This is a genomic window from Micrococcus flavus, from assembly GCF_014204815.1.
Classification (GTDB): Bacteria; Actinomycetota; Actinomycetes; order Actinomycetales; family Micrococcaceae; genus Micrococcus; species Micrococcus flavus.
Genome location: NZ_JACHMC010000001.1, coordinates 1,547,882 through 1,568,189, shown reverse-complemented (window position 1 = coordinate 1,568,189; position 20,308 = coordinate 1,547,882). Strand labels below are relative to the sequence as shown.

Here is a 20,308-nt window from a genome sequence, read left to right as displayed (position 1 = left end):
CCTCCGGACCTCGCGCCGCCCCCGGACCCAGGGCGGTAGGCTGGGCGGACCATGGCTGACACTGACTTCTCCGCAGAGATCGACGCTCTGCGCCACACCCTGGCCTCCATCGAGCAGGTCTCCGACGTCGAGAAGATGACGGCGGAGGTGGCCGAGCTCGAGGCGCAGGCCTCCGCGCCCGACCTCTGGGACGACCCCGAGGCCGCGCAGAAGGTCACGTCCAAGCTCTCCCACCGGCAGGCAGACCTCAAGCGCATCAAGTCGCTCGCGGACCGCATCGACGACCTCGAGACCATGGTGGAGCTGGCCGCCGAGGAGGACGAGCCCTCCCTGCTGGACGACGCGAACGTGGAGCTGACCTCCATCCGCAAGGCCCTCGACGAGCTCGAGGTGGTCACCCTCCTCAGCGGCGAGTACGACCAGCGCGACGCCGTCATCACCATCCGCGCCGGTGCCGGCGGCGTGGACGCGGCCGACTTCGCCGAGACCCTCATGCGCATGTACCTGCGCTGGGCCGAGCAGAAGGGCTGGTCCTCGAAGGTCATGGACACTTCCTACGCGGAGGAGGCCGGCCTGAAGTCCGCGACGTTCGAGATCAACGCACCGTTCGCGTTCGGCACCCTGTCCGTGGAGGCCGGCACCCACCGCCTGGTCCGCATCAGCCCCTTCGACAACCAGGGCCGCCGCCAGACCTCCTTCGCGGCGGTCGAGGTGGTCCCGCTGATCGAGTCGGACGACTCCATCGAGATCCCCGAGAACGAGATCAAGGTGGACGTGTTCCGCTCCTCGGGCCCCGGCGGCCAGTCCGTGAACACCACGGACTCCGCCGTGCGCATGACGCACATCCCCACGGGCATCGTCGTGTCCATGCAGAACGAGAAGTCCCAGATCCAGAACCGCGCCGCCGCCCTCCGCGTGCTCCAGTCCCGCCTGCTCCTGCAGCGCAAGGCCGAGGAGGACGCGAAGAAGAAGGAGATGGCCGGCGACGTCAAGGCCTCCTGGGGCGACCAGATGCGCTCCTACGTGCTGAACCCGTACCAGATGGTCAAGGACCTGCGCACGGGCCACGAGGAGGGCAACCCCTCCGCCGTGTTCGACGGCGCCATCGACGACTTCATCGACGCCGGCATCCGCTGGCGCGCCGAGCAGGCCAAGGAGGCCGCCGCGGAGGCCGAGGCCGACAAGGGCTGACCCTGCCTGCCCGCCGCCCACGACGCCGGCCCGCACCCTCCGCGCGAGGGTGCGGGCCGGCGTCGTCGTGGGCCCGACGGCGGGGGGACATGAGGGCGGGAGTCCCACATGCCGGATGTAGGGTTGGAGGCGTCCCGGGGCCGCCTCAGGGCTCGGGTCCTCTCCCACGAGAGTTGCCACGCCATAGGAGGAAGACCCCATGACCATGCGCGCAGCCCGCTGGCACGGTGAGAAGGACATCCGCATCGAAGAGATCGAGGCGCCCACGGCCGGACCCGGCCAGGTGCTGATCGACGTCGCCTGGTGCGGCATCTGCGGCACCGACCTGCACGAGTACCTCGAGGGTCCCATCTTCATCCCGCCGCACGGCCACCCCCACCCGATCTCCGGGGACTCCGCCCCGGTCACCCTCGGGCACGAGATGTCCGGCACCGTGGCCGCCCTCGGCGAGGGCGTGGAGGACCTCACGGTGGGCCAGAAGGTCGTGGTGGAGCCCTACATCATCCGCCCGGAGGACCAGAACGACGAGCAGTACAACCTGGCCCCGGACATGAACTTCATCGGCCTCGGCGGCAACGGCGGCGGCCTCGCCGAGCAGATCGCCGTGGAGCGCCGCTGGGTCCACCCGGTGGCCGACTCCGTGCCCCTGGACGAGGCGGCCCTCATCGAGCCCCTCTCCGTGGCCCACCACGCGTGGGTGCGTGCCGGCTCCCCGACCTCCGGCACGGCACTGATCGGCGGTGCGGGCCCCATCGGCGCCCTCACTGCCGCCGTGCTCAAGGGCAAGGGCCTCACGGTCTACGTCTCCGAGCTCTCCGAGCTGCGCCGCCAGAAGGTGGTGGACGCGGGCGTCGTGGACGAGGCCTTCGACCCCCGCGAGGTCGACGTGGCCGCCCGCGTGCGCGAGCTCACGGACGGGCGGGGCGTGGACGTCGCCTTCGAGTGCACCTCGGTAGACGTGGTCCTGGACCTGCTGCTGGACGCCGTGCGTCCAGGCGGCGTGATCGTCAACGAGTCCATCTGGGGGCACGAGCCGAAGGTCGCGCTGCACAAGCTGGTCATGAAGGAGATCGACCTGCGCGGCACCATCGCCTACGCCCACGACCACGCCGACACGGTGCGCATGGTCGAGGCCGGGGAGGTGGACCTGAAGCCGTTCATCACCGGGAGGATCGGCCTGGACGAGATCGTGGAGAAGGGCTTCGACACCCTCATCAACCATAACGAGACCGCGGTGAAGATCCTGGTCTCGCCCTCCGGCAAGGGCCTCTGAGCGCTCGGCTCGGCCGCCCACGACGCCGGCCCGCACCCTCCGCGCGAGGGTGCGGGCCGGCGTCGTCGTGGGCGGGTGGTCCCGTGGCGGGGGTTCCCTGCGGGGGAGGCACCGGCCAGGATGGCCCCATGACCGAGATCGAGGAGACCACCAAGCCCGCCACGCCGCCGCCCGTGAGCGCCGAGGAGACCGTGGCCGCCCCCGCGGCCGCCCTGTTCGCGCTGCTCGCGGACCCGGCCCGGCACCCCGAGATCGACGGCGGGACCAACGTCGCCGCGCCCGTCGACCCCGCTCCGATCTGCGGCGTGGGGGACAGGTTCCGGATGGACCTGGCCCACGGCGTCCGTGTGGAGTGCGTGGTCCACCGGTTCGAGCGGGACCGCGTGATCGCCTGGGAGCCCGGGAGGCTGGGGGAGGCGCCGAGCGGCCAGCTGTGGACGTGGGAGCTCGAGCCGGTCTCGGAGGAGTCCACCCGGGTGCGCGTGACGTACGACGGCACCCGGATCGCCCCGGACCAGGAGAAGCGCCTCGCCCGCGCATGGGCCCTGATCGAGGAGAAGCTCGTCGGCTCCATCCGGCGGCTGGGGGCGGCGGCAGACCGGACCGCCCGCTGAGACGCGCCCACGCATGGGTCCACCCGCGGCCGACGCGGTGCAACGCACCGTCGGATCTGTGACGGTCGTCATAGGATGGGTGTGAGTGACTCGGCGCGCCCGTGCGCCGCCCACCGACCCAGGAGGACCGCCATGACCGCCTCGACCCCCCAGCCGCAGCCCACCGACGCCGTCATCGTCGGCGGCGCCCGCACACCCTTCACCCGACTCCTCGGCCAGCAGGCCGGCCTGCAGGCCGTGGAGCTCGGCGCCCATGCGATCCGGCACGCCCTGGAGCGGTCCGGCGTCCCGGCCGAGGATGTGGACATGGTCTACCTGGGCCAGGTCGTGCAGGCCGGCGCCGGTCAGAACCCGGCCCGTCAGGCCGCGCTCGCCGCCGGCATCGGGTGGGACGTCCCCGCCATGACCCTGAACAAGGTGTGCCTCTCCGGCCTCGTGGCCGTCACCGATGCCGCCCGCCTCATCCGCCTCGGCGAGGCGCGGGTCGTGGTGGCCGGGGGACAGGAGTCGATGACGAACGCCCCGCACCTGATGCCGAAGGCGCGCAAGGGCTTCAAGTACGGCCAGGCGACCCTCCTGGACTCTGTGGAGTGGGACGGCCTCACCGACACCCTGAGCCATGAGGCGATGGGCGAGCTGACCGAGTCCGGCAACGCCGAGCGAGGCCTCAGCCGCGCGGAGCAGGACGAGGTCGCCGCCGCCTCCCACCAGCGCGCCGCGCAGGCCCAGGCCGACGGTGTCTTCGACGCCGAGATCGCGTCCGTCGAGATCCCGCAGCGCAAGGGTGAGCCCCTCGTGGTGTCCCAGGACGAGGGCGTCCGTCCGGACGCCACCGTCGAGTCCCTCGGGGGCCTGCGCCCGGCCTTCACGGCGGACGGGACCATCACCGCAGGCAACTCCTCGCCCCTGTCGGACGGCGCCGCCGCCCTCGTCGTGACCTCGCGCGCGTACGCCGAGGAGAGGGGTCTGCCGGTGCTCGCCACCGTCGGCGCCGCGGGTCAGACCGCCGGACCGGACAGCTCGCAGCTCCACTCGCAGCCCGCGGACGCGGTCAAGGAGGCCCTCCGCAAGCAGGGCTGGGACGTGGCCGACCTCGACTTCGTGGAGATCAACGAGGCCTTCGGCGCCGTGGCCGTCCAGTCCCTCCGCGATCTGGACTACCCGCTCGAGAAGACGAACATCCACGGCGGTGCGATCGCCCTCGGCCACCCCATCGGCGCCTCCGGAGCCCGTCTCGCGCTGCACGCCGCCCTGGAGCTGGATCGCCGCGGCGGCGGACGCGCCGCGGTCTCGCTGTGCGGCGGCGGCGGTCAGGGCGAGGCCCTCATCCTCTTCCGCTGATCCCCACCAGAAGAAGGGACGAGGACATGGCACTCGACAAGACCGTCGCCACCGCCGCCGAGGCGGTCGCGGACATCCCCCGCGGGGCCTCGCTCGCCGTCGGAGGCTTCGGCCTCTCCGGCAACCCGGTCCAGCTCATCGAGGCCCTGCTCGAGCAGGGCGCCGGGGACCTGTCCGTGGTCTCCAACAACTGCGGCGTGGACGGCTGGGGCCTGGGCGTGCTGCTCGCCGCCCGTCGGATCCGGAAGATGACCTCCTCCTACGTGGGGGAGAACAAGGAGTTCGCCCGGCAGTACCTGGAGGGCGAGCTCGAGGTGGAGCTCGTCCCCCAGGGCACCCTGGCGGAGAAGCTGCGCGCCGGCGGCGCGGGCATCCCCGCGTTCTACACCCGGTCCGGTGTCGGCACGCAGGTCGCCGAGGGCGGCCTGCCGATGCGCTATGACGCCGAGGGGAACGTGGCGAAGGCCTCCGCCGCCAAGCCCACGGCCGAGTTCACCCTGGGCGCCGACTACCTCTCCGAGCCCGGCGAGGCGGAGACCTACGTCCTGGAGGAGTCGATCGTCACGGACTTCTCCCTCGTGCACGCCTGGAAGGGCGACCGGCACGGCAACCTTGTGTTCCGCAAGGCCACCCGCCAGTTCTCCCCGCCGGCCGCCATGGCGGGCCGCGTGTGCATCGCCCAGGTGGAGCACCTCGTGGAGCCCGGCGAGCTGGACCCGGACGAGGTGCACCTGCCCGGCGTGTTCGTCCACCGGGTCCTCGAGGTGGGCCCGGACATCGAGAAGCGGATCGAGAAGCGCTCCTTCCGCGCGGCGGGGGAGGAGTCCCGATGAGCGAGCAGACCAGCACCCGGACCGCCGAGGCCCCGCAGGGCCTCACCCGCGACCAGATGGCGGCCCGCGCCGCCCAGGAGCTGCCGGACGGCGCCTACGTGAACCTCGGCATCGGCATGCCTACGCTGATCCCCAACCACATCCCGGCCGGGCGCACCGTGGTGCTCCAGTCGGAGAACGGCATCCTCGGCACCGGCCCGCACCCCGCCGAGGACCAGGTGGACCCGGACCTGATCAACGCCGGCAAGGAGACCGTCACCGTGAACCCGGGGGCGTCCTTCTTCGACTCGGCGCTGAGCTTCGGCATGATCCGCGGCGGGAAGATCGACGTCGCCGTCCTCGGCGGCATGGAGGTCTCCGCCGCCGGTGACCTGGCCAACTGGATGGTGCCGGGGAAGATGGTCAAGGGCATGGGCGGGGCCATGGACCTCGTCCACGGCGCCGGCCGCGTGATCGTCATGATGGACCACGTCTCCAAAGACGGCACCCCCAAGATCGTCGAGCGGTGCACGCTGCCGCTGACGGGCCGCGCCGTGGTGGACCGGATCATCACGGACCTGGCGGTGATCGACGTCGTCGGCACCCCGGAGGAGCCCGCCCTGCGGCTCGTCGAGTGCGCCCCGGGCGTCAGTGAGGAGCAGGTCCGGGCGCTCACCGGCGCCCCGCTCGCCTGAGCCCGCCCACCACGACGACGCCTCCCGCCGCGCCGTCGACCGAGGCCGGTCCGCCCCCGCTCCCCGCGCGGGCGGGCCGGCCGTCGCGTAGGATGGTGCATCCTGTGCTGAGCGCGGATCGAGGACGGAAGGAGCGAGCACCATGGGGAAGAACGCGAAGGACAAGACGGCCAAGCAGCCGGCCCCCGGCGAGCGCATGGTGATCGCCAACAACAAGAAGGCGCGGCACGACTACACGATCCTCGACACCTACGAGGCCGGCCTGGTCCTGCAGGGCACGGAGGTGAAGTCGCTGCGCGAGGGCAAGGCGTCCCTCGTGGACGGGTTCGCCGTGTTCTACCGGGACGAGCTGTGGCTCGAGCAGATCTACATCCCGGAGTACCTCAACGGCTCGTGGACCAACCACGCCGCCCGGCGGCGCCGCAAGCTGCTGCTGCACCGCGCGGAGCTGGTCAAGATCAGCCGTCAGATCCAGGACCCGGGTCTGACCATCGTCCCGCTGTCCCTGTACTTCCTGAACGGGCGCGTGAAGGTGGAGATCGGCGTCGCCCGCGGCAACCGCGAGTACGACAAGCGCCACAAGCTCCGGGAGAAGCAGGACAACCGCGAGGCCCAGCGCGCCATGCGCATCCGCAACCGCCGCGCCGGCGTCGTCTGAGCCGCCCGCGCCGCAGGCCCGCCCCTGGGGAATAGCCCGCGGCTCTGGTAGGTTGGACTCCTCGCAGGGCCGGTTCCAGGACCGGCGGGCGCACGCCCTCCGCCTGCCGTGGTGATTGACAACCTCATAGTGAGTGTGTCGACCCCTCCAGGGGCCGATCGGTTTCGACGATGTGAGTCGCGACAGGAGAAGCGGGCCGAGGATGCAGAGTCATCTCGTCAAACGCTCTCTGCACACCAATAAGTGCCGAATCCAAGCGCACTGACTTCGCTCTCGCTGCCTGATCAGTGATCGAGTCCGTCACCCCGGGGTCGCTGTCGCCCCGGACCGTGGCGTCAGCTAGATAGCCACTGGGCATCACCCTCGCCGGGGGTCGTGATGCCGACATCAATCCGGCTGGGCCCGGGTTGTCCGCCCGTCTGCGGGACGGACAGGGCCGAGCAACACCCACAGCAGACTGCGCCCGGAGAAGACCTGGCAACACCACATCGGACGCGGGTTCAATTCCCGCCGGCTCCACTCACCACACCACGACGACGCCCCGGCGCCCTCCTCACGGAGGGCGCCGGGGCGTCGTCGTGCGTGAGGCGCTCATGACAGCCGTGGCGGCGCCCCGCGGTAGTAGCGTGGAGCCATGAGCGACATGATCTACAACCGTCTCGGATCCTCCGGCCTCCAGGTCTCACAGTTCAGCTTCGGCTCCTGGGTGACCTTCGGCAACCAGGTCGACGTGGGCCTGGCCAAGGACCAGCTGGCCGCCGCCAAGGAGGGCGGGGTCAACTTCTTCGACAACGCCGAGGTGTACGCCGGCGGCGAGTCCGAGTCCATCATGGGCCGTGCCATCTCCGAGCTCGGCTGGAAGCGCCACGAGTACGTCGTCTCCACGAAGCTGTTCTGGGGCATCAACGGCGACATGGTGAACATGAAGAACACCCTGAACCGCAAGTACCTGATGCAGGGCATCGACGGCTCCCTCGAGCGGCTGGGCCTGGACTTCGTGGACCTGGTGTTCTGCCATCGCCCGGACCCGCACACGCCGATCGAGGAGACCGTGTGGGCGATGAGCGACATGATCAGCCAGGGCAAGGCCCTGTACTGGGGCACCTCCGAGTGGAGTGCGGACGAGATCCGTGCCGCCTGGAACATCGCCGAGCGCCACCACCTGCACAAGCCCGTGATGGAGCAGCCGCAGTACAACCTCCTGCACCGGACCAAGGTGGAGAAGGAGTTCGCCCGCCTCTACGAGGACATCGGCCTGGGCCTGACCACCTGGAGCCCGCTGGCCTCCGGCATCCTCTCCGGCAAGTATGTGGACGGCATCCCGGAGGGCTCCCGCGGCGCGCTGGAGGGCTACGACTTCGTGAAGGACTCGATCGCCGACCAGGAGATCACCGCGAAGGTCCGTCAGCTCGTGGACCTGGCCGCCGAGCTGGACGTGACCCCGGCGCAGCTGGCGTTGGCGTGGACGGCGTCGAACCCGCATGTCTCCACCGTGATCCTCGGGGCCTCGAGCGTGGACCAGGTCCAGGAGAACCTGAAGGCCCTGGACGTGATCGAGCTGGTGACCACGCAGGTGCGCGAGCGCCTGGAGGCCATCTTCGCCTGACGGTCCCGCCCGGCCGCGGCCCGCACACAGGTGCCCGCGGTCGCGCCCGGCGAGTGTGCTGAAGCGGGCGGAAAGCAGCGCGCGCGTGCGTCGCTTTCCGCCCGCAGGCGCACACTCGGCACGCGGATGCGGCTCAGGAGCCCCCGCCGCCGATCACCTCGCCAGCGCGAGGCCGGCCACGCCGCCCACGACGGCCGCCACGAGGCCCCCGCCCACGTGCGCCCCCCACACGGCCGCGGCCCGCGCCCACCGCCCCGCGAGGACGGCGTCGGCGGCGCGCGCGGCCACGGTGGACCACGTGCCCAGGCCGAGGGTGAACCCCCCGGCGGAGATCAGCAGTGCGCCGAGCACCGGTGTGGCCGCGACCAGCCCGGAGCCGACCAGCAGTCCCGACAGCAGGCAGGCCAGCACGTTGGCGGTCAGCACGCCGCGGCAGCGAGGCACGCGGACGTCCACCATGTGCCGGACGGTCGCACCCAGGGCGCCGCCGACCGCCACCAGGACCACGACCAGGGGGACGAGGTTCACCGTCGCGCCCCCGTTCTCAGACCCGCAGCAGCGGCGGCCGTGCCGAGCAGGATCATGGCCGCGAGCACGGTCAGCCCGGGGGAGACGTGCACCAGCACGTCCACCGCCGTCCCGAACGGGCTGAGTCCGCTCCGGAGCCCGCCCGAGCCGAGCCACGTGGGCACCTCCGCCGTCCACACCAGCGCCAGGCTGATCGAGGTGAACGAGCCCAGGAAGCCGGTGCCCAGGGCGGGCACCCACCGCGGATCCCACGTGCGCCGCGACGGATCCGCCGCGGCCGCCCGGGACGCGCCCCACAGCAGGCCGAGCAGGAACGCGCCGAGCGTGTTCACCGCCACCAGGGGCAGCAGCGGCAGGACCTCGCCCAGGAACCAGTCGCCGCCGTCCCCACCCCTGATCCAGGGCCCCACGAGGACCGCGCCCGCGGTCAGCACCAGCCAGCCGGTCGCGGCACCGGCGGCGCCGCCGAGCGCCACCCACGGCACCACGGCAGGGCCCCTCGCCGGGACCTCGCCCGCTCCCGCCCGCTCGGCCGCCACGGGGTCAGCCCCGACGCGGGGTCAGCCGCTCGAGGACCTCGTCGTGCAGGAGCCCGTTGGTGGCCAGGGCATTGCCGCCGAAGGGCCCGTCCTCGCCGTCGAGGGAGGTGAACCGGCCGCCGGCCTCCCGGACGATCGGCACGAGCGCCGCCATGTCGTGCAGCGCCAGCTCGGGCTCGCACGCCACGTCCACCGCGCCCTCCGCCACGAGCATGTAGGACCAGAAGTCGCCGAACCCGCGCACCCGCCACACGTCCGAGGTCAGCTGCAGGAACTCCCGGATGTTCCCGCGTTCGCGCCATCCCTCGATCGAGGAGAAGGACAGGGAGGCGTCCGCCACGCGGTCCACCTGCGAGACCCCGATCCGCTGGGCGCGCGTCAGGGACGTCCCCGCGAACGCGCCCTGGCCCGCCGCGGCCCACCACCGGCGGTGCAGGGCGGGGGCGGAGACGACGCCGACCACCGGATCGCCGTCGATCAGCAGCGCGATCAGGGTGGCCCACACCGGCACGCCCCGCACGAAGTTCTTGGTCCCGTCGATCGGGTCCACCACCCACTGGCGGCCGGACCGGGTGAGCTCCCCGCCGAACTCCTCGCCCAAGATCCGGTCGCGCGCCCGTGCGCGGGACAGGGTGCCGCGGATGGACTCCTCGGCGGCCCGGTCGGCGTCGGAGACGGGGGTGAGGTCCGGCTTCGTGCTCACCTCGAGGTCCTGCGCCTTGAAGCGGGCCATCGTGAGGGAGTCCACGTTGTCCGCGAGCATGTGCGCCAGCCGCAGGTCCTCGGTGAGGTCGCGGGCGGGGCGGCGGGCGGCGTCGTCGGCGGGGGCGGTGCTGGGCGTGGGCTCGGCGTGCTCGGTGGGCTCCATGGGGCTCACGCTATACCGGGCGCGGCCGGTCAGTCCTCCGACGACGCCGAGCCGCCCGCCTCCGCGGCCGTGCGGTTGCCGAGCAGTCGCCGCAGGGACGCCAGGCGCGCGGGACCGGCGTCGCCGGCGTGCCCCTGCGTCACCCATGCGTCGAGCCCGCAGCCGGGGGAGTCGGCCAGGTGGGTGCACCCGCGGGGGCAGTCGGCGAGGGCGCCGGCGAGGTCCTCGAACGCCTCCACCACGCGGTCCGGCTCCACCCAGCCCAGCCCGAAGGAGCGGATGCCGGGGGTGTCCATCACCCACGTGTCCGGGAGGGGATCGCCGTCGGGACCGGGCAACGGCATGGCCAGCGCGGAGGACGAGGTGTGGCGGCCGCGGCCGGTGACGGCGTTGACGTGGCCCGTGGCGCGCTCGGCGCCGGTGAGCGCGTTGAGCAGCGTGGACTTGCCCACACCGGAGGGGCCGACGAACGCGGCGGTGTGCCCGGCCAGGCGGTCGGCCACGCGGTCCACGAGTCCGCCGTCCAGGTCCGTGTCCCCGCTTGCGGCCTCGAAGCGCGCGGCCCCCGAGGTCATCACCTCGAGGTCCAGGGCCTCGTAGTGGGCCACGAGGTCCGCGGGGTCCCGCAGGTCCGTCTTGGTGATCAGCAGGACGGGGTGGATGCCGGCGTCGTAGCAGGCGACGAGGGCGCGGTCGATGAAGCCGGTGCGCGGCTCGGGGTTGGCGGCGGCCACCATCACCACGAGGGTGTCCGCGTTGGCCACCACCACGCGCTCCACCTCGTCCGAGTCGTCGGCGGAGCGGCGCAGCACGGTGTCCCGCTCCCGGACGCGCACGATCCGGCCCAGGGTGCCCTCGTCCCCGGAGAGGTCGCCGACCACGTCCACGCGGTCCCCGGTGGCGATCGGCGTGCGACGCAGCTCGCGGGCGCGCATGGCGGTGACGGGGGCGTCCGTGCGCCCGGGCAGCACCACGGTGTACCGGCCGCGGTCCACCGTGGTCACCAGGCCGGTCTGCGCGTCCGCGTGCTTGGGGCGCTCCTTGGTGCGCGGCCGGGTGCCGCGCTTGGACGGGCGCACGCGCACGTCCGACTCGTCCCAGGCCGAGGGGTCCACTCGTCGTCCCATCAGGCGTCCTCTCCTCGGTCGGCCGCGCCCGCGGACGGGGCCACGAGCCCCTCCCACAGCGCGGGGAAGTCCGGCATGGTCTTGGCGGTGGTGGCCACGTCCCGCACCGTGGTGCCGGGGGCGCACAGCCCCACGACGGCGGCGAAGGTGGCCATCCGGTGGTCCTCGTACGTGTGCGCCTGGGCGGCGGACGGCGCCCCGCCGGCGGCGGTGCCGGGGAAGTCCAGGGCGTCCGGTCCCTCGGCCACGTCCACCCCGAACCGCGCCGCCTCGGCGGCCAGCGCGGCGAGCCGGTCCGTCTCGTGCCCCCGCAGGTGCCCGATGCCGCTCAGGCGCGTGGGCCCCGCCGCCAGCAGCGCGAGCGCGGCCACCGTGGGGGCGAGCTCGGCGGTGTCCGCCACCTCCCCGGCGCCGGCTACCCGGGGGCGGCCCCCGCCGTCGACGCCGCCGGTCACCGTCAGCGTGCCCCGCGCGGGGTCGCCGGGATCGGGGGAGAAGGTCACCTCCGCGCCGAAGGCCGGCAGGATCCGGCGCCAGCGGTCCCCGATCTGCGTGGTCGACGCGGGCCAGTCCGGCACGGACACCTCGCCGCCGGTCACCGCGGCCGCCGCCAGGAAGGGCCCGGCGTTGGACAGGTCCGGCTCCACGTGCGCCTCGAACGCGGGCACCGGCCCCGGGTGCACCCGCCACACGCCCGGGGCGGGCTCGTCCACCCGCACCCCATGTCCGCGCAGGAACGCCACGGTCATGGCCACGTGCTCTGGGCTGGGCACGCGCTCGCCCGTGTGGCGGACGGTGAGTCCGTCGGGGCGCCGGGCGGCGGTGAGCAGCAGGCCGGAGAGGAACTGGGAGGAGCCCGAGGCGTCCACGGCGGCCGTGTCCCCGAGCGCGCCGCCGGTCGTCAGCCGCACCGGCAGGAATCCGGGCTCGCCCAGGTGCTCCACGCGCGTGCCGGTCTGCTCCAGGCCCGCCAGCAGCGGGGCCATCGGCCGGACCCGCGCGCCCGGGTCCCCGTCCACCACCACGACGCCGGGCCGCAGCGCCGCCAGGGCCGGCACGAACCGCATCACGGTCCCCGCGAGGCCGCAGTCCACAGGGACCTCGCCCGTCAGCGGCTCGCCCACGGGCAGCGGGGTCACCATGAGGGCTCCGTCCGCGCGGTCCTCGCACCGGGCGCCGAGCGCCTCGAGCGCCCCGCGCATCAGCGCGGTGTCCCGGGAGGCCAGGGCGCCGTGCAGCACGCACGGGCCGTCCGCCACGGCGGCCAGCACGAGGAGCCGGTTCGTCAGGGACTTCGAGCCGGGCAGCCGCACGGTCCCCCGGACCGGCCCGGCGGCCGCGGGCGCGGGCCACGGGTCGGCGGGCGCGGGCCGGGAGGCGGCGGCCGGCGTCGTCCTGGGGGTGCGGTGCGCGGTCATCCGCCCAGCCTACCGAGGTCCCCGGGGGCCACGGCGGGGAATACCCGGCACGAGGCGGGCGCTGTGAGCGGTGCGGGCGGAACGCCCCGTCGGCGGCCTCGACGGCCGCCGGGCCACGCAGTGCACTGCCGAGCGGAGGAGGCGGATCGACCATGACGGCGACCCTGCTGGACGTGCGTCCCGCCCCCGTAGACTGGCCGACGATGAGCACTCAGAACAGCATGCCGGAGATCGCCCGGCCCGCGGACGCCCCTGAGCACGACCTGCCCGGCATCGACGTCGAGGGGGAGAGCGAGACGGAGCGTCGGGCCCGGTTCGAACGGGACGCGCTCGAGTTCGTGGACCAGCTCTACTCGGCGGCCATGCGCATGACGCGCAACCCGCAGGACGCGGAGGACCTGGTCCAGGAGGCGTACACCAAGGCGTACTCCTCCTTCCACCAGTACCGGCCGGGCACGAACCTCAAGGCGTGGCTGTACCGCATCCTCACGAACACGTACATCAACCTGTACCGCAAGCGGCAGCGCCAGCCCCTCGAGGCGGACACGGACCAGGTGGAGGACTGGCAGATGGCCCGCGCGGCCGAGCACACCTCCACCGGGCTGCGCTCCGCCGAGACCGAGGCCCTGGACCACCTGCCGGACTCCGAGGTGAAGGAGGCCCTCCAGGCGATCCCGGAGGAGTTCCGCCTGGCGGTGTACTTCGCGGACGTCGAGGGCTACGCCTACAAGGAGATCGCTGAGATCCTCGACATCCCGATCGGCACCGTCATGTCCCGGCTGCACCGCGGCCGCAAGCAGCTGCGGGAGCGGCTGACGGACTACGCGGGGGAGCGCGGCATGGGTCCCAAGGGCCGCGCGGCACAGGAGCAGACCACGAAGGAGGCCGGCCGATGACCACGGACCAGGACTGCCCCGACTGCTCGGACGGCGGAGAGCGCCTCGAGCAGCTCTACCGGTACCTCGACGGCGCGCTGACGGCCGAGGACATCGAGCAGGTCCGCGCTCATGTGGCCGAGTGCCCCGACTGCCACCACCAGCAGGAGCTCGAGCTGCTCATCCGCTCCGCCGTGCGTCGTTCCTGCCAGGAGAAGGCCCCCGCGCAGCTGCGGGCCACCATCATGACCCGCATCACCCAGATCTCCACCACCGTCCGCCGCGGCTGACCGACGCCGCGCGCGACGACGGGCCGGTCCCCCCGGGGGGACCGGCCCGTCGTCGTGTCTGCGGGTGCTGAACCCGGCGTGTCGCCACGCTGAGCGGGGCTCAGGCGTTGGGACGCTTGCCGTGGTTCGCGCCGCCCTTCTTGCGGTCGCGGCGCTTGCGGGCACGCTTGCTCATGGGCGTCTCCTCTCCGGGGAAGCGGACGATGGTCAGTGAGCCATTCTGTCACATCAGGCGGTCGGCTCGGGCACGCCGAGCCACTGGTACCAGCCGCGGTGGAGCACCAGCCAGGCGATCAGCCCGTGGCCCGCCTGGCCCGGCAGGCCCCCGCCGGCGGCCAGGTCCGCGCGCCACTGCTCGTGGTCCCGCAGCGGGGTGAACGCGTCCACGTAGACCTGACCGCGGCGGTCCGCCACGTCCAGGTATGCCGCGTTGAGCTCGGCCAGGCGCTGGTTGCGGGACTCGTCCAGCGAGGGGGTCGGGCCGAGCACCAGCACGGGGATGCCCCGCTGGGACGCCGTGTCCAGCACGTTGGCCAGGTTCAGGCGGGAGCGGGCGCTGGAGGACGCGTCGAGGTCCAGGTCGGCGTCGGAGAGGGCCACCACGAGGCGGTTCTCGCCGGACTCCGAGAAGCGCCGGGAGGCCTCGCCCCACCAGCGGGCCCCGAGCTCCTCCGTGGTCTCGTGGGGCACGGCGAGGACGTAGTTCTCGAGGGCCACGTCCGGCGCGGAGGTGCGGGCCAGGACCCGACCCCACCAGCCGACGGCGCGGGGGTCGCCCGCCCCGGCCAGGATGTGGTCGCCGACGGCGGCGATCCGGATCTGGCGGTTCTGCACGGTGAATCCTTTCGTCGGGAGGCGCCGGGCCCGCGGCGGCATGCCGCCGCCGCGGACCCGTTCCTCACCCGCGGTGTCAGGCGCCGAACGCCTGGTCCAGCAGGGTGGCCAGCTCCTGGTCGTGACGGCCCTTGGTGCCCGCGGACGTGGCCGCGAGCGCCGGGCGGGACACGAGGCGAACCTCGCGGTCCAGCTCCGGGAGGAGGTTGAGCGCCATGAAGGGCCACGGACCCTGGTTGGCGGGCTCGTCCTGCACCCACAGCACCTCGGCGTCGGGGTACTGCGCCAGCTGCTCGCGGACCTCATCCGTGGGCAGCGGGTACAGCTGCTCCACGCGCACGATCGCGGTCGAGGTGTCCCCCGTCTTGTCCCGGCGGGCGGCCAGGTCGTAGTACAGACGGCCGGAGACCAGCAGCACGCGCTGCACGTCCGAGGCCTGCACCGAGGCGTCCGGGATCACCGGCTGGAAGCGGCCCTGCGTGAAGTCCTCCACCGCGTTGGCGGCGGCCTTCAGGCGCAGCAGCTGCTTCGGGGTGAAGACGATCAGCGGCTTGCGCGGACGGGCGTAGGCCTGCTCGCGCAGCAGGTGGAAGTGGTTGGCGCCGTTGGACGGGTTCACCACGCGCATGTTGTCCTCGGCGCACAGCTGCAGGAAGCGCTCGATGCGGGCGGAGGAGTGGTCCGGACCCTGGCCCTCGTAGCCGTGGGGCAGCAGCAGCACCACGGACGAGTTCTGCGACCACTTCTGCTCGGCCGAGGAGATGAACTCGTCGATCATGGTCTGCGCGCCGTTGACGAAGTCTCCGAACTGCGCCTCCCACAGGACCAGCGCGTCCGAGCGCTCCACGGAATAGCCGTACTCGAAGCCGAGGGCGGCGTACTCGGAGAGCAGCGAGTTGTAGACCCAGAACGGGGCCTCGTCCTCGGACAGGTGCTCGAGCGGGGTCCAGGTCTGATCCGTGACCCGGTCGTGGAACACCGAGTGGCGCTGGGTGAACGTGCCGCGCTGCGAGTCCTGGCCGGACAGGCGCACCGGCACGCCCTCCATGAGGAGGGAGCCGAAGGCGGCCAGCTCGGCGAAGCCCCAGTCGATGCCGCCGTCGACGGCCATCTTGGCGCGGCGCTCGAGGAGCTGCTCCAGCTTGGGGTGGACGGTGAAGTCCTCCGGCACGGCGAGGTGGGCGTCGCCGATCCGGCGCAGGGTCTCCGAGGAGATCGCCGTGCCCTCCGGGGCCTGGAGCGCGCGGTCGCGCGCGGCCGCCGGCTCGAGGCCGCCGCCCTGCTCGCCCTTGCCGGACTCGGCCGCGTGGATCTCCGCGAAGACGCGCTCCAGCTGCTGCTGGTAGTCCTTGAGCGCGGAGTCCGCCTCCTCCTGCGTGATATCGCCGCGGCCCACCAGGGACTCGACGTACAGCTTGCGGGTGGAGCGCTTCTGCTCGATCAGCGTGTACATGCGCGGCTGGGTCATCGAGGGGTCGTCGCCCTCGTTGTGCCCGCGGCGGCGGTAGCAGATCAGGTCGATGACGATGTCCTTGTGGAACCGCTGGCGGTACTCGTACGCCAGCTGCGCCACGCGCAGCACCGACTCGGGGTCGTCGCCGTTGACGTGGAGGATCGGCGACTGGGTCGTCTTGGCCACGTCCGTGGCGTAGACGGAGGAGCGCGCGTCCGCCGGGGACGTGGTGAAGCCGACCTGGTTGTTCACGATGACGTGGATCGTGCCGCCGGTGCGGTAGCCGGGCAGCTGCGAGAGCATCAGGACCTCGGTCACCACGCCCTGACCGGCGAACGCGGCGTCGCCGTGCACCAGGATCGGCAGCACGGGGAAGGACTCGCCGCCGTCGCCCTCGCCCGCCAGGCGGTCCTGCTTAGCGCGGGTGACGCCCTCGAGGACCGGGTCCACGGCCTCGAGGTGCGAGGGGTTGGCCGCGAGGTACACCCGCGTGGAGTTGCCGGCGTCGGACACGAACGTGCCCTCGGTGCCCATGTGGTACTTCACGTCGCCGGAGCCGGAGGCGCCGCCGGGGGTGGCTCCCTCGAACTCGCGGAAGACCTGGCTGTAGGTCTTGCCGGCGATGTTCGTCAGCACGTTCAGGCGGCCGCGGTGGGCCATGCCGATGGTGACCTCGTCGAGGCCCTCGTCCGCGGCGTCGCCGATGATCGAGTCGAGCAGCGGGATCAGGGACTCGCCGCCCTCGAGGGAGAAGCGCTTCTGACCGATGTACTTGGTCTGCAGGAACGTCTCGAACGCCTCGGCGGCGTTGAGGCGGCCGAGCACGCGCAGCTGCTCCTCACGGGTCGGCTTGTTGTAGGGGCGCTCCAGCTTCTCCTGGAACCAGGCGCGCTCGGCCGGGTTCTGGATATGCATGTACTCGATGCCCACGGTGCGGCAGTAGGCGTCGCGGAGCACGCCCAGGATCCGGCGCAGGCTCAGCGTGGTCTCGCCGCCGAAGCCGCCCGTGGGCCACTGGCGGTCCAGGTCCCACAGGGTCAGGCCGTGCTCGCGGATGTCGAGGTCCGGGTGGTAGGGCATCCGGTACTCCAGCGGGTCCACGTCCGCCAGCAGGTGGCCGCGGTCGCGGTAGGCGTGGATGAGCTGCTGGATGCGGGCGACCTTGCCCACCTGCTCGTCCGGATTGACCTGCACGTCCTGGGCCCAGCGCACGGGCTCGTAGGGGATGCGCAGGTCGCGGAAGACCTCGTCGTAGAAGTCTCCCTCGCCCAGCAGCAGGCCGTGCACGATCTTCAGGAACTCGCCGGAGGCGGCGCCCTGGATCACGCGGTGGTCGTACGTGGAGGTCAGCGTGATGGTCTTGGAGATCGCCAGATCGTTCAGCGTGGTCTCGGCCGCGCCCTGGAAGGCCGCGGGGTAGGTCAGCGCGCCGACGCCGATGATGGAGGCCTGGCCCTTGGACAGGCGCGGCACGGAGTGGACGGTGCCGATGCCGCCCGGGTTCGTCAGGGAGACGGTGGTGCCGGCGTAGTCGTCCATCGTGAGCTTGTTGTCCCGGGCGCGCTTGACGAGGTCGTCGTAGGCCTCCCAGAAGCCGCGGAAGGACAGGGTCTCGGCGGCCTTGATGTTCGGCACCACGAGGGCGCGGGTGCCGTCCGGCTTGGGCAGGTCGATGGCCAGGCCGAAGTTCACGTGGGCGGGCTCCACCATGGTGGGCTTGCCGTCGCGCTCCTCGTACGTGGTGTTCATGGCGGGCATCGCCGTGAGGGCCTTCACCACGGCGTAGCCGATCAGGTGGGTGAAGGAGACCTTGCCGCCGCGGGTGCGGGCCAGGTGGGAGTTGATCACGGTGCGGTTGTCGATCAGCACCTTGGCCGGCAGGTCGCGCACGGTGGTGGCCGTGGGCATGGACAGCGAGGCGTCCATGTTCGTGGCGACCGCCTTGGCCATGCCCTTGAGGACGGTGGCCTTCTCCTTCTTCTCCTCGGCGGCGGCCTCGTCCGCGGCGGCCGGCTCGGAGGGCACGGCGGCGGCGTGGGAGCGCGCGGCCTTGGGGTCGGCGGACTTCGGCGCGGCGGACCTCTTGGCGGCCTTCGGCTCGCCCGGCTCGACGGGACGCTCGGTGACGGTCTCCTTCACGGGGCCGCCGGTGCCCTTCGCCGGGGCGGCGGGGGACGTCGTCGCGGGGGCCTGCGGCGCCGCCGTCTCCTCCCTCTTCGCCGGGGCCGCGGGGGCCGTCTCCGGCTGCGAGGCCTCGAGGCGGGCGAAGATCTGGGCCCACTGCCGGTCGACGGCGCCCTTGTCCTCGCGGTACTTCCGGTAGATCTCGGCGACGAGCTGTTCGTTGCCCGGGAACTCCTGCGAGAGCCGGTCGGACGTGAGTTCTGGCACTGTGAAACGCCTCTTCCTGAACCTTGGGTGAGCGATGGGCCGCGGGGCCGCCGCGGGCGGTGGCGACCCCGCCGAGGACTGCGCGCCCCGTCGCCCGGGCCTCCGAGCGGGTGCACGTCCGCGCACGGGTCTGCGCGGGCGCGGGAACGCCTCAGGACAGCATAGGCGTTCGGGCCTGTCGGCGGCAGGCTCAGGGGGTGCTCGGATGCCGCCCGCTGTGACGCGGGGCACGCCCGGGTCCTGCCGCTCTGCGAGACTGGCGGCATGCGACTGCTCAGCCGGCCCACCGTGGACCTCACCTACGACGACGTGTTCCTCGTGCCCGCCCGCTCCGAGGTGGCCAGCCGCGCGGACGTGCGCCTGGCGCCCGACGACGGCACCCACGGCTCCCTTCCGGTGGTGGCCGCGAACATGACGGCGGTGACCGGGCGCCGGATGGCGGAGACGATCGCGCGGCGCGGCGGCCTCGGCGTCCTGCCGCAGGACCTGCCCCTCGAGGTGATGACCGGGGTGGTGTCCGACGTCAAGGCGGCCCCCGTCGACCGGGACACCGCCGTCACGGTCGGGCCGCAGGCCACCGTCCTGGACGTGCTGCACCGCGTGGACCGGCGCGCCCACGGGATGGTGTGCGTGGTGGACGACGCCGGCGCCCTCCTGGGAGTGGTGGGCCCCGAGGACTGCGGTGACGTGGACCGGTTCGCCTCCGCCGTCTCGGTGCTCCGTCCGCCCGCGGTGACGCTCACGCCGGCGGAGCTGGCCGGCCCCGACGGTCCCCGCCTCGCCCATGCCCGCCTGCACGAGGTGCGCTGCGCGGCGGCGCCGGTGGTGGAGGACGGCGTCCTCGTGGGCGTCGCCACGGCCGCCGGGCTCGTGCGCGCCGCCCTGGACGCGCCGGCCGTGGACCCGCGAGGCCGTCTGCAGGTGGGGGCCGCCATCGGGATCAACGGGGACGTCACCGGGCGCGCCCGCGCCCTCCTCGAGGCCGGGGTGGACGTGCTCGTGGTGGACACCGCGCACGGGCACCAGCGACGGATGCTCGACGCGCTCGAGGCGGTCCGCGCCCTCGGCCCGGACGTGCCCGTGGTGGCGGGCAACGTGGTGACCGCGGAGGGGGTGCGGGACCTCGTGGCGGCCGGCGCCGACGTCGTGAAGGTGGGCGTGGGCCCCGGTGCCATGTGCACCACGCGCATGCAGACCGCCGTGGGCCGGCCCCAGTTCTCCGCCGTCCTGGAGTGCGCCGCGGAGGCGCGGCGCCTCGGGGCGCGGGTCTGGGCCGACGGCGGCGTGAAGCATCCCCGGGACGTGGCGCTCGCGCTCGCGGCCGGGGCGAGCCAGGTGATGGTCGGGTCCTGGTTCGCGGGGACGCTCGAGTCCCCGGGGGACCTGGTCCAGGGCTCCGACGGGCGACGGTACAAGGAGAGCTTCGGGATGGCCTCGGCCCGTGCCGTGGAGCAGCGCACCCGGCACGAGGACGCGTTCGAGCGCGCCCGCAAGGCGATGTTCGAGGAGGGCGTGTCCGGGGCCCGCATGTACCTGGACCCGGACCGACCCTCGGTGGCGGACCTGGTCGACTCCATCGCCGCCGGCGTGCGCTCCTCGCTGGCCTACGCGGGCGCCGAGGACCTCGCGGGGTTCCGCGAGCGGGCCGTGGTGGGGCTGCAGTCCGCCGCCGGGTACGCGGAGGGGCGGGCGGTCTCCCGGTCCTGGTGAGGCGGGGGCCTCCGTATACTGACCGGACTATGGACCACGCTGACACTGCTGTGCCAGATCGCCCGTCCGCCCGTGCGGACGTGGC

19 protein-coding genes and 1 other RNA gene are annotated in these 20,308 nt (G+C 73.0%); 12 read left to right on the top strand and 8 right to left on the bottom strand.

Annotated elements, in window-relative coordinates; translation table 11 throughout:
- Positions 1–51 precede the first annotated feature (51 nt).
- The 9 genes from prfB (at position 52) to BJ976_RS07215 (ending at position 8,190) form a co-directional block, all read left to right on the top strand.
- On the top strand, positions 52–1,191 hold the full coding sequence (gene prfB, locus BJ976_RS07255; RefSeq protein ID WP_135028306.1) for a peptide chain release factor 2: 1,140 nt from the start codon (positions 52–54) through the stop codon (positions 1,189–1,191).
- A 205-nt stretch (positions 1,192–1,396) separates the two neighbouring features.
- Positions 1,397–2,464, top strand: coding sequence for a 2,3-butanediol dehydrogenase (locus BJ976_RS07250; protein WP_167736894.1), 1,068 nt, complete (start codon positions 1,397–1,399; stop codon positions 2,462–2,464).
- Positions 2,465–2,592: 128 nt separating this feature from the next.
- Positions 2,593–3,078, top strand: a complete 486-nt coding sequence (locus tag BJ976_RS07245) for an SRPBCC family protein (protein WP_135028302.1) — start codon at positions 2,593–2,595, stop codon at positions 3,076–3,078.
- Between the two features lie 132 nt (positions 3,079–3,210).
- Entirely contained in the window at positions 3,211–4,419 is a 1,209-nt protein-coding gene (locus BJ976_RS07240; RefSeq protein WP_135028300.1) for an acetyl-CoA C-acetyltransferase, read from the top strand.
- A 26-nt stretch (positions 4,420–4,445) separates the two neighbouring features.
- Positions 4,446–5,252 carry a CoA transferase subunit A gene (locus BJ976_RS07235; RefSeq protein ID WP_135028298.1) on the top strand — a complete coding sequence of 269 codons (807 nt, stop codon included), beginning with the start codon at positions 4,446–4,448 and terminating at the stop codon, positions 5,250–5,252.
- Complete coding sequence (locus tag BJ976_RS07230) at positions 5,249–5,926, top strand: CoA transferase subunit B (protein ID WP_135028297.1); 678 nt, start codon at positions 5,249–5,251, stop codon at positions 5,924–5,926. Before BJ976_RS07235 ends, BJ976_RS07230 begins: the two co-directional genes overlap by 4 nt.
- Positions 5,927–6,068: 142 nt before the next feature.
- Positions 6,069–6,584: an SsrA-binding protein SmpB gene (smpB, locus tag BJ976_RS07225; protein WP_135028295.1), complete on the top strand. Its 516-nt coding sequence runs from the start codon at positions 6,069–6,071 to the stop codon at positions 6,582–6,584.
- A 150-nt stretch (positions 6,585–6,734) separates the two neighbouring features.
- Positions 6,735–7,106, top strand: a transfer-messenger RNA (tmRNA) gene (gene ssrA, locus BJ976_RS07220).
- Positions 7,107–7,218: 112 nt separating this feature from the next.
- On the top strand, positions 7,219–8,190 hold the full coding sequence (locus BJ976_RS07215) for a potassium channel beta subunit family protein (RefSeq protein ID WP_229667123.1): 972 nt from the start codon (positions 7,219–7,221) through the stop codon (positions 8,188–8,190).
- Between the two features lie 153 nt (positions 8,191–8,343).
- On the opposite strand, the gene BJ976_RS07210 is transcribed toward BJ976_RS07215, so the two are convergent.
- From BJ976_RS07210 to aroA, 5 genes are read right to left on the bottom strand one after another with little or no spacing between them, the layout of a single operon-like run.
- Positions 8,344–8,718 carry a CrcB family protein gene (locus BJ976_RS07210; RefSeq protein WP_229667122.1) on the bottom strand — a complete coding sequence of 125 codons (375 nt, stop codon included), beginning with the start codon at positions 8,716–8,718 and terminating at the stop codon, positions 8,344–8,346.
- Entirely contained in the window at positions 8,715–9,206 is a 492-nt protein-coding gene (locus tag BJ976_RS07205; protein ID WP_229667112.1) for a FluC/FEX family fluoride channel, read from the bottom strand. Before BJ976_RS07205 ends, BJ976_RS07210 begins: the two co-directional genes overlap by 4 nt.
- A 55-nt stretch (positions 9,207–9,261) precedes the next feature.
- Positions 9,262–10,125, bottom strand: a complete 864-nt coding sequence (hisN, locus tag BJ976_RS07200) for a histidinol-phosphatase (RefSeq protein ID WP_260399199.1) — start codon at positions 10,123–10,125, stop codon at positions 9,262–9,264.
- 29 nt (positions 10,126–10,154) lie between these two features.
- The gene (rsgA, locus tag BJ976_RS07195; protein WP_135028293.1) at positions 10,155–11,252 is read right to left on the bottom strand and encodes a ribosome small subunit-dependent GTPase A; all 1,098 of its coding nucleotides are present in this window, start codon (positions 11,250–11,252) and stop codon (positions 10,155–10,157) included.
- A complete protein-coding gene (gene aroA / locus BJ976_RS07190; protein ID WP_135028291.1) occupies positions 11,252–12,670 on the bottom strand; it encodes a 3-phosphoshikimate 1-carboxyvinyltransferase in 1,419 nt (472 codons plus the stop codon). Before aroA ends, rsgA begins: the two co-directional genes overlap by 1 nt.
- 203 nt (positions 12,671–12,873) lie before the next feature.
- Here aroA and BJ976_RS07185 point away from each other — a divergent pair, with 203 nt between their 5' ends.
- Positions 12,874–13,566, top strand: a complete 693-nt coding sequence (locus BJ976_RS07185) for a sigma-70 family RNA polymerase sigma factor (RefSeq protein ID WP_135028289.1) — start codon at positions 12,874–12,876, stop codon at positions 13,564–13,566.
- Positions 13,563–13,835 carry a mycothiol system anti-sigma-R factor gene (rsrA, locus tag BJ976_RS07180; RefSeq protein WP_135028287.1) on the top strand — a complete coding sequence of 91 codons (273 nt, stop codon included), beginning with the start codon at positions 13,563–13,565 and terminating at the stop codon, positions 13,833–13,835. The genes BJ976_RS07185 and rsrA overlap by 4 nt, the downstream gene beginning before the upstream one ends.
- A gap of 100 nt (positions 13,836–13,935) precedes the next feature.
- Here rsrA and BJ976_RS12245 read toward each other — a convergent pair whose 3' ends face one another.
- From BJ976_RS12245 to BJ976_RS07170, 3 genes are all read right to left on the bottom strand, one after another.
- Entirely contained in the window at positions 13,936–14,010 is a 75-nt protein-coding gene (locus tag BJ976_RS12245) for a 50S ribosomal protein bL37 (protein WP_096498094.1), read from the bottom strand.
- A gap of 53 nt (positions 14,011–14,063) precedes the next feature.
- Positions 14,064–14,669 (bottom strand): GDSL-type esterase/lipase family protein, encoded by a 606-nt coding sequence (locus BJ976_RS07175; RefSeq protein WP_135028285.1) that lies wholly within the window; start codon positions 14,667–14,669, stop codon positions 14,064–14,066.
- Between the two features lie 76 nt (positions 14,670–14,745).
- Positions 14,746–18,513, bottom strand: coding sequence for a multifunctional oxoglutarate decarboxylase/oxoglutarate dehydrogenase thiamine pyrophosphate-binding subunit/dihydrolipoyllysine-residue succinyltransferase subunit (locus BJ976_RS07170; RefSeq protein WP_135028284.1), 3,768 nt, complete (start codon positions 18,511–18,513; stop codon positions 14,746–14,748).
- A 264-nt stretch (positions 18,514–18,777) separates the two neighbouring features.
- On the opposite strand from BJ976_RS07170, the gene guaB1 reads away from it, so the two are divergent.
- Positions 18,778–20,223, top strand: a complete 1,446-nt coding sequence (guaB1, locus tag BJ976_RS07165) for a GMP reductase (RefSeq protein WP_135028282.1) — start codon at positions 18,778–18,780, stop codon at positions 20,221–20,223.
- Positions 20,224–20,308 lie beyond the last annotated feature (85 nt).

Bases quoted from the DNA above. Each gene is read 5' to 3' on its own strand.
- prfB (WP_135028306.1), top strand. From the start codon at position 52: ATGGCTGACACTGACTTCTCCGCAGAGATCGACGCTCTGCGCCACACC.
- BJ976_RS07250 (WP_167736894.1), top strand. From the start codon at position 1,397: ATGCGCGCAGCCCGCTGGCACGGTGAGAAGGACATCCGCATCGAAGAG.
- BJ976_RS07245 (WP_135028302.1), top strand. From the start codon at position 2,593: ATGACCGAGATCGAGGAGACCACCAAGCCCGCCACGCCGCCGCCCGTG.
- BJ976_RS07240 (WP_135028300.1), top strand. From the start codon at position 3,211: ATGACCGCCTCGACCCCCCAGCCGCAGCCCACCGACGCCGTCATCGTC.
- BJ976_RS07235 (WP_135028298.1), top strand. From the start codon at position 4,446: ATGGCACTCGACAAGACCGTCGCCACCGCCGCCGAGGCGGTCGCGGAC.
- BJ976_RS07230 (WP_135028297.1), top strand. From the start codon at position 5,249: ATGAGCGAGCAGACCAGCACCCGGACCGCCGAGGCCCCGCAGGGCCTC.
- smpB (WP_135028295.1), top strand. From the start codon at position 6,069: ATGGGGAAGAACGCGAAGGACAAGACGGCCAAGCAGCCGGCCCCCGGC.
- BJ976_RS07215 (WP_229667123.1), top strand. From the start codon at position 7,219: ATGAGCGACATGATCTACAACCGTCTCGGATCCTCCGGCCTCCAGGTC.
- hisN (WP_260399199.1), bottom strand. From the start codon at position 10,125: ATGGAGCCCACCGAGCACGCCGAGCCCACGCCCAGCACCGCCCCCGCC.
- rsgA (WP_135028293.1), bottom strand. From the start codon at position 11,252: ATGGGACGACGAGTGGACCCCTCGGCCTGGGACGAGTCGGACGTGCGC.
- aroA (WP_135028291.1), bottom strand. From the start codon at position 12,670: ATGACCGCGCACCGCACCCCCAGGACGACGCCGGCCGCCGCCTCCCGG.
- BJ976_RS07185 (WP_135028289.1), top strand. From the start codon at position 12,874: ATGAGCACTCAGAACAGCATGCCGGAGATCGCCCGGCCCGCGGACGCC.
- rsrA (WP_135028287.1), top strand. From the start codon at position 13,563: ATGACCACGGACCAGGACTGCCCCGACTGCTCGGACGGCGGAGAGCGC.
- guaB1 (WP_135028282.1), top strand. From the start codon at position 18,778: ATGCGACTGCTCAGCCGGCCCACCGTGGACCTCACCTACGACGACGTG.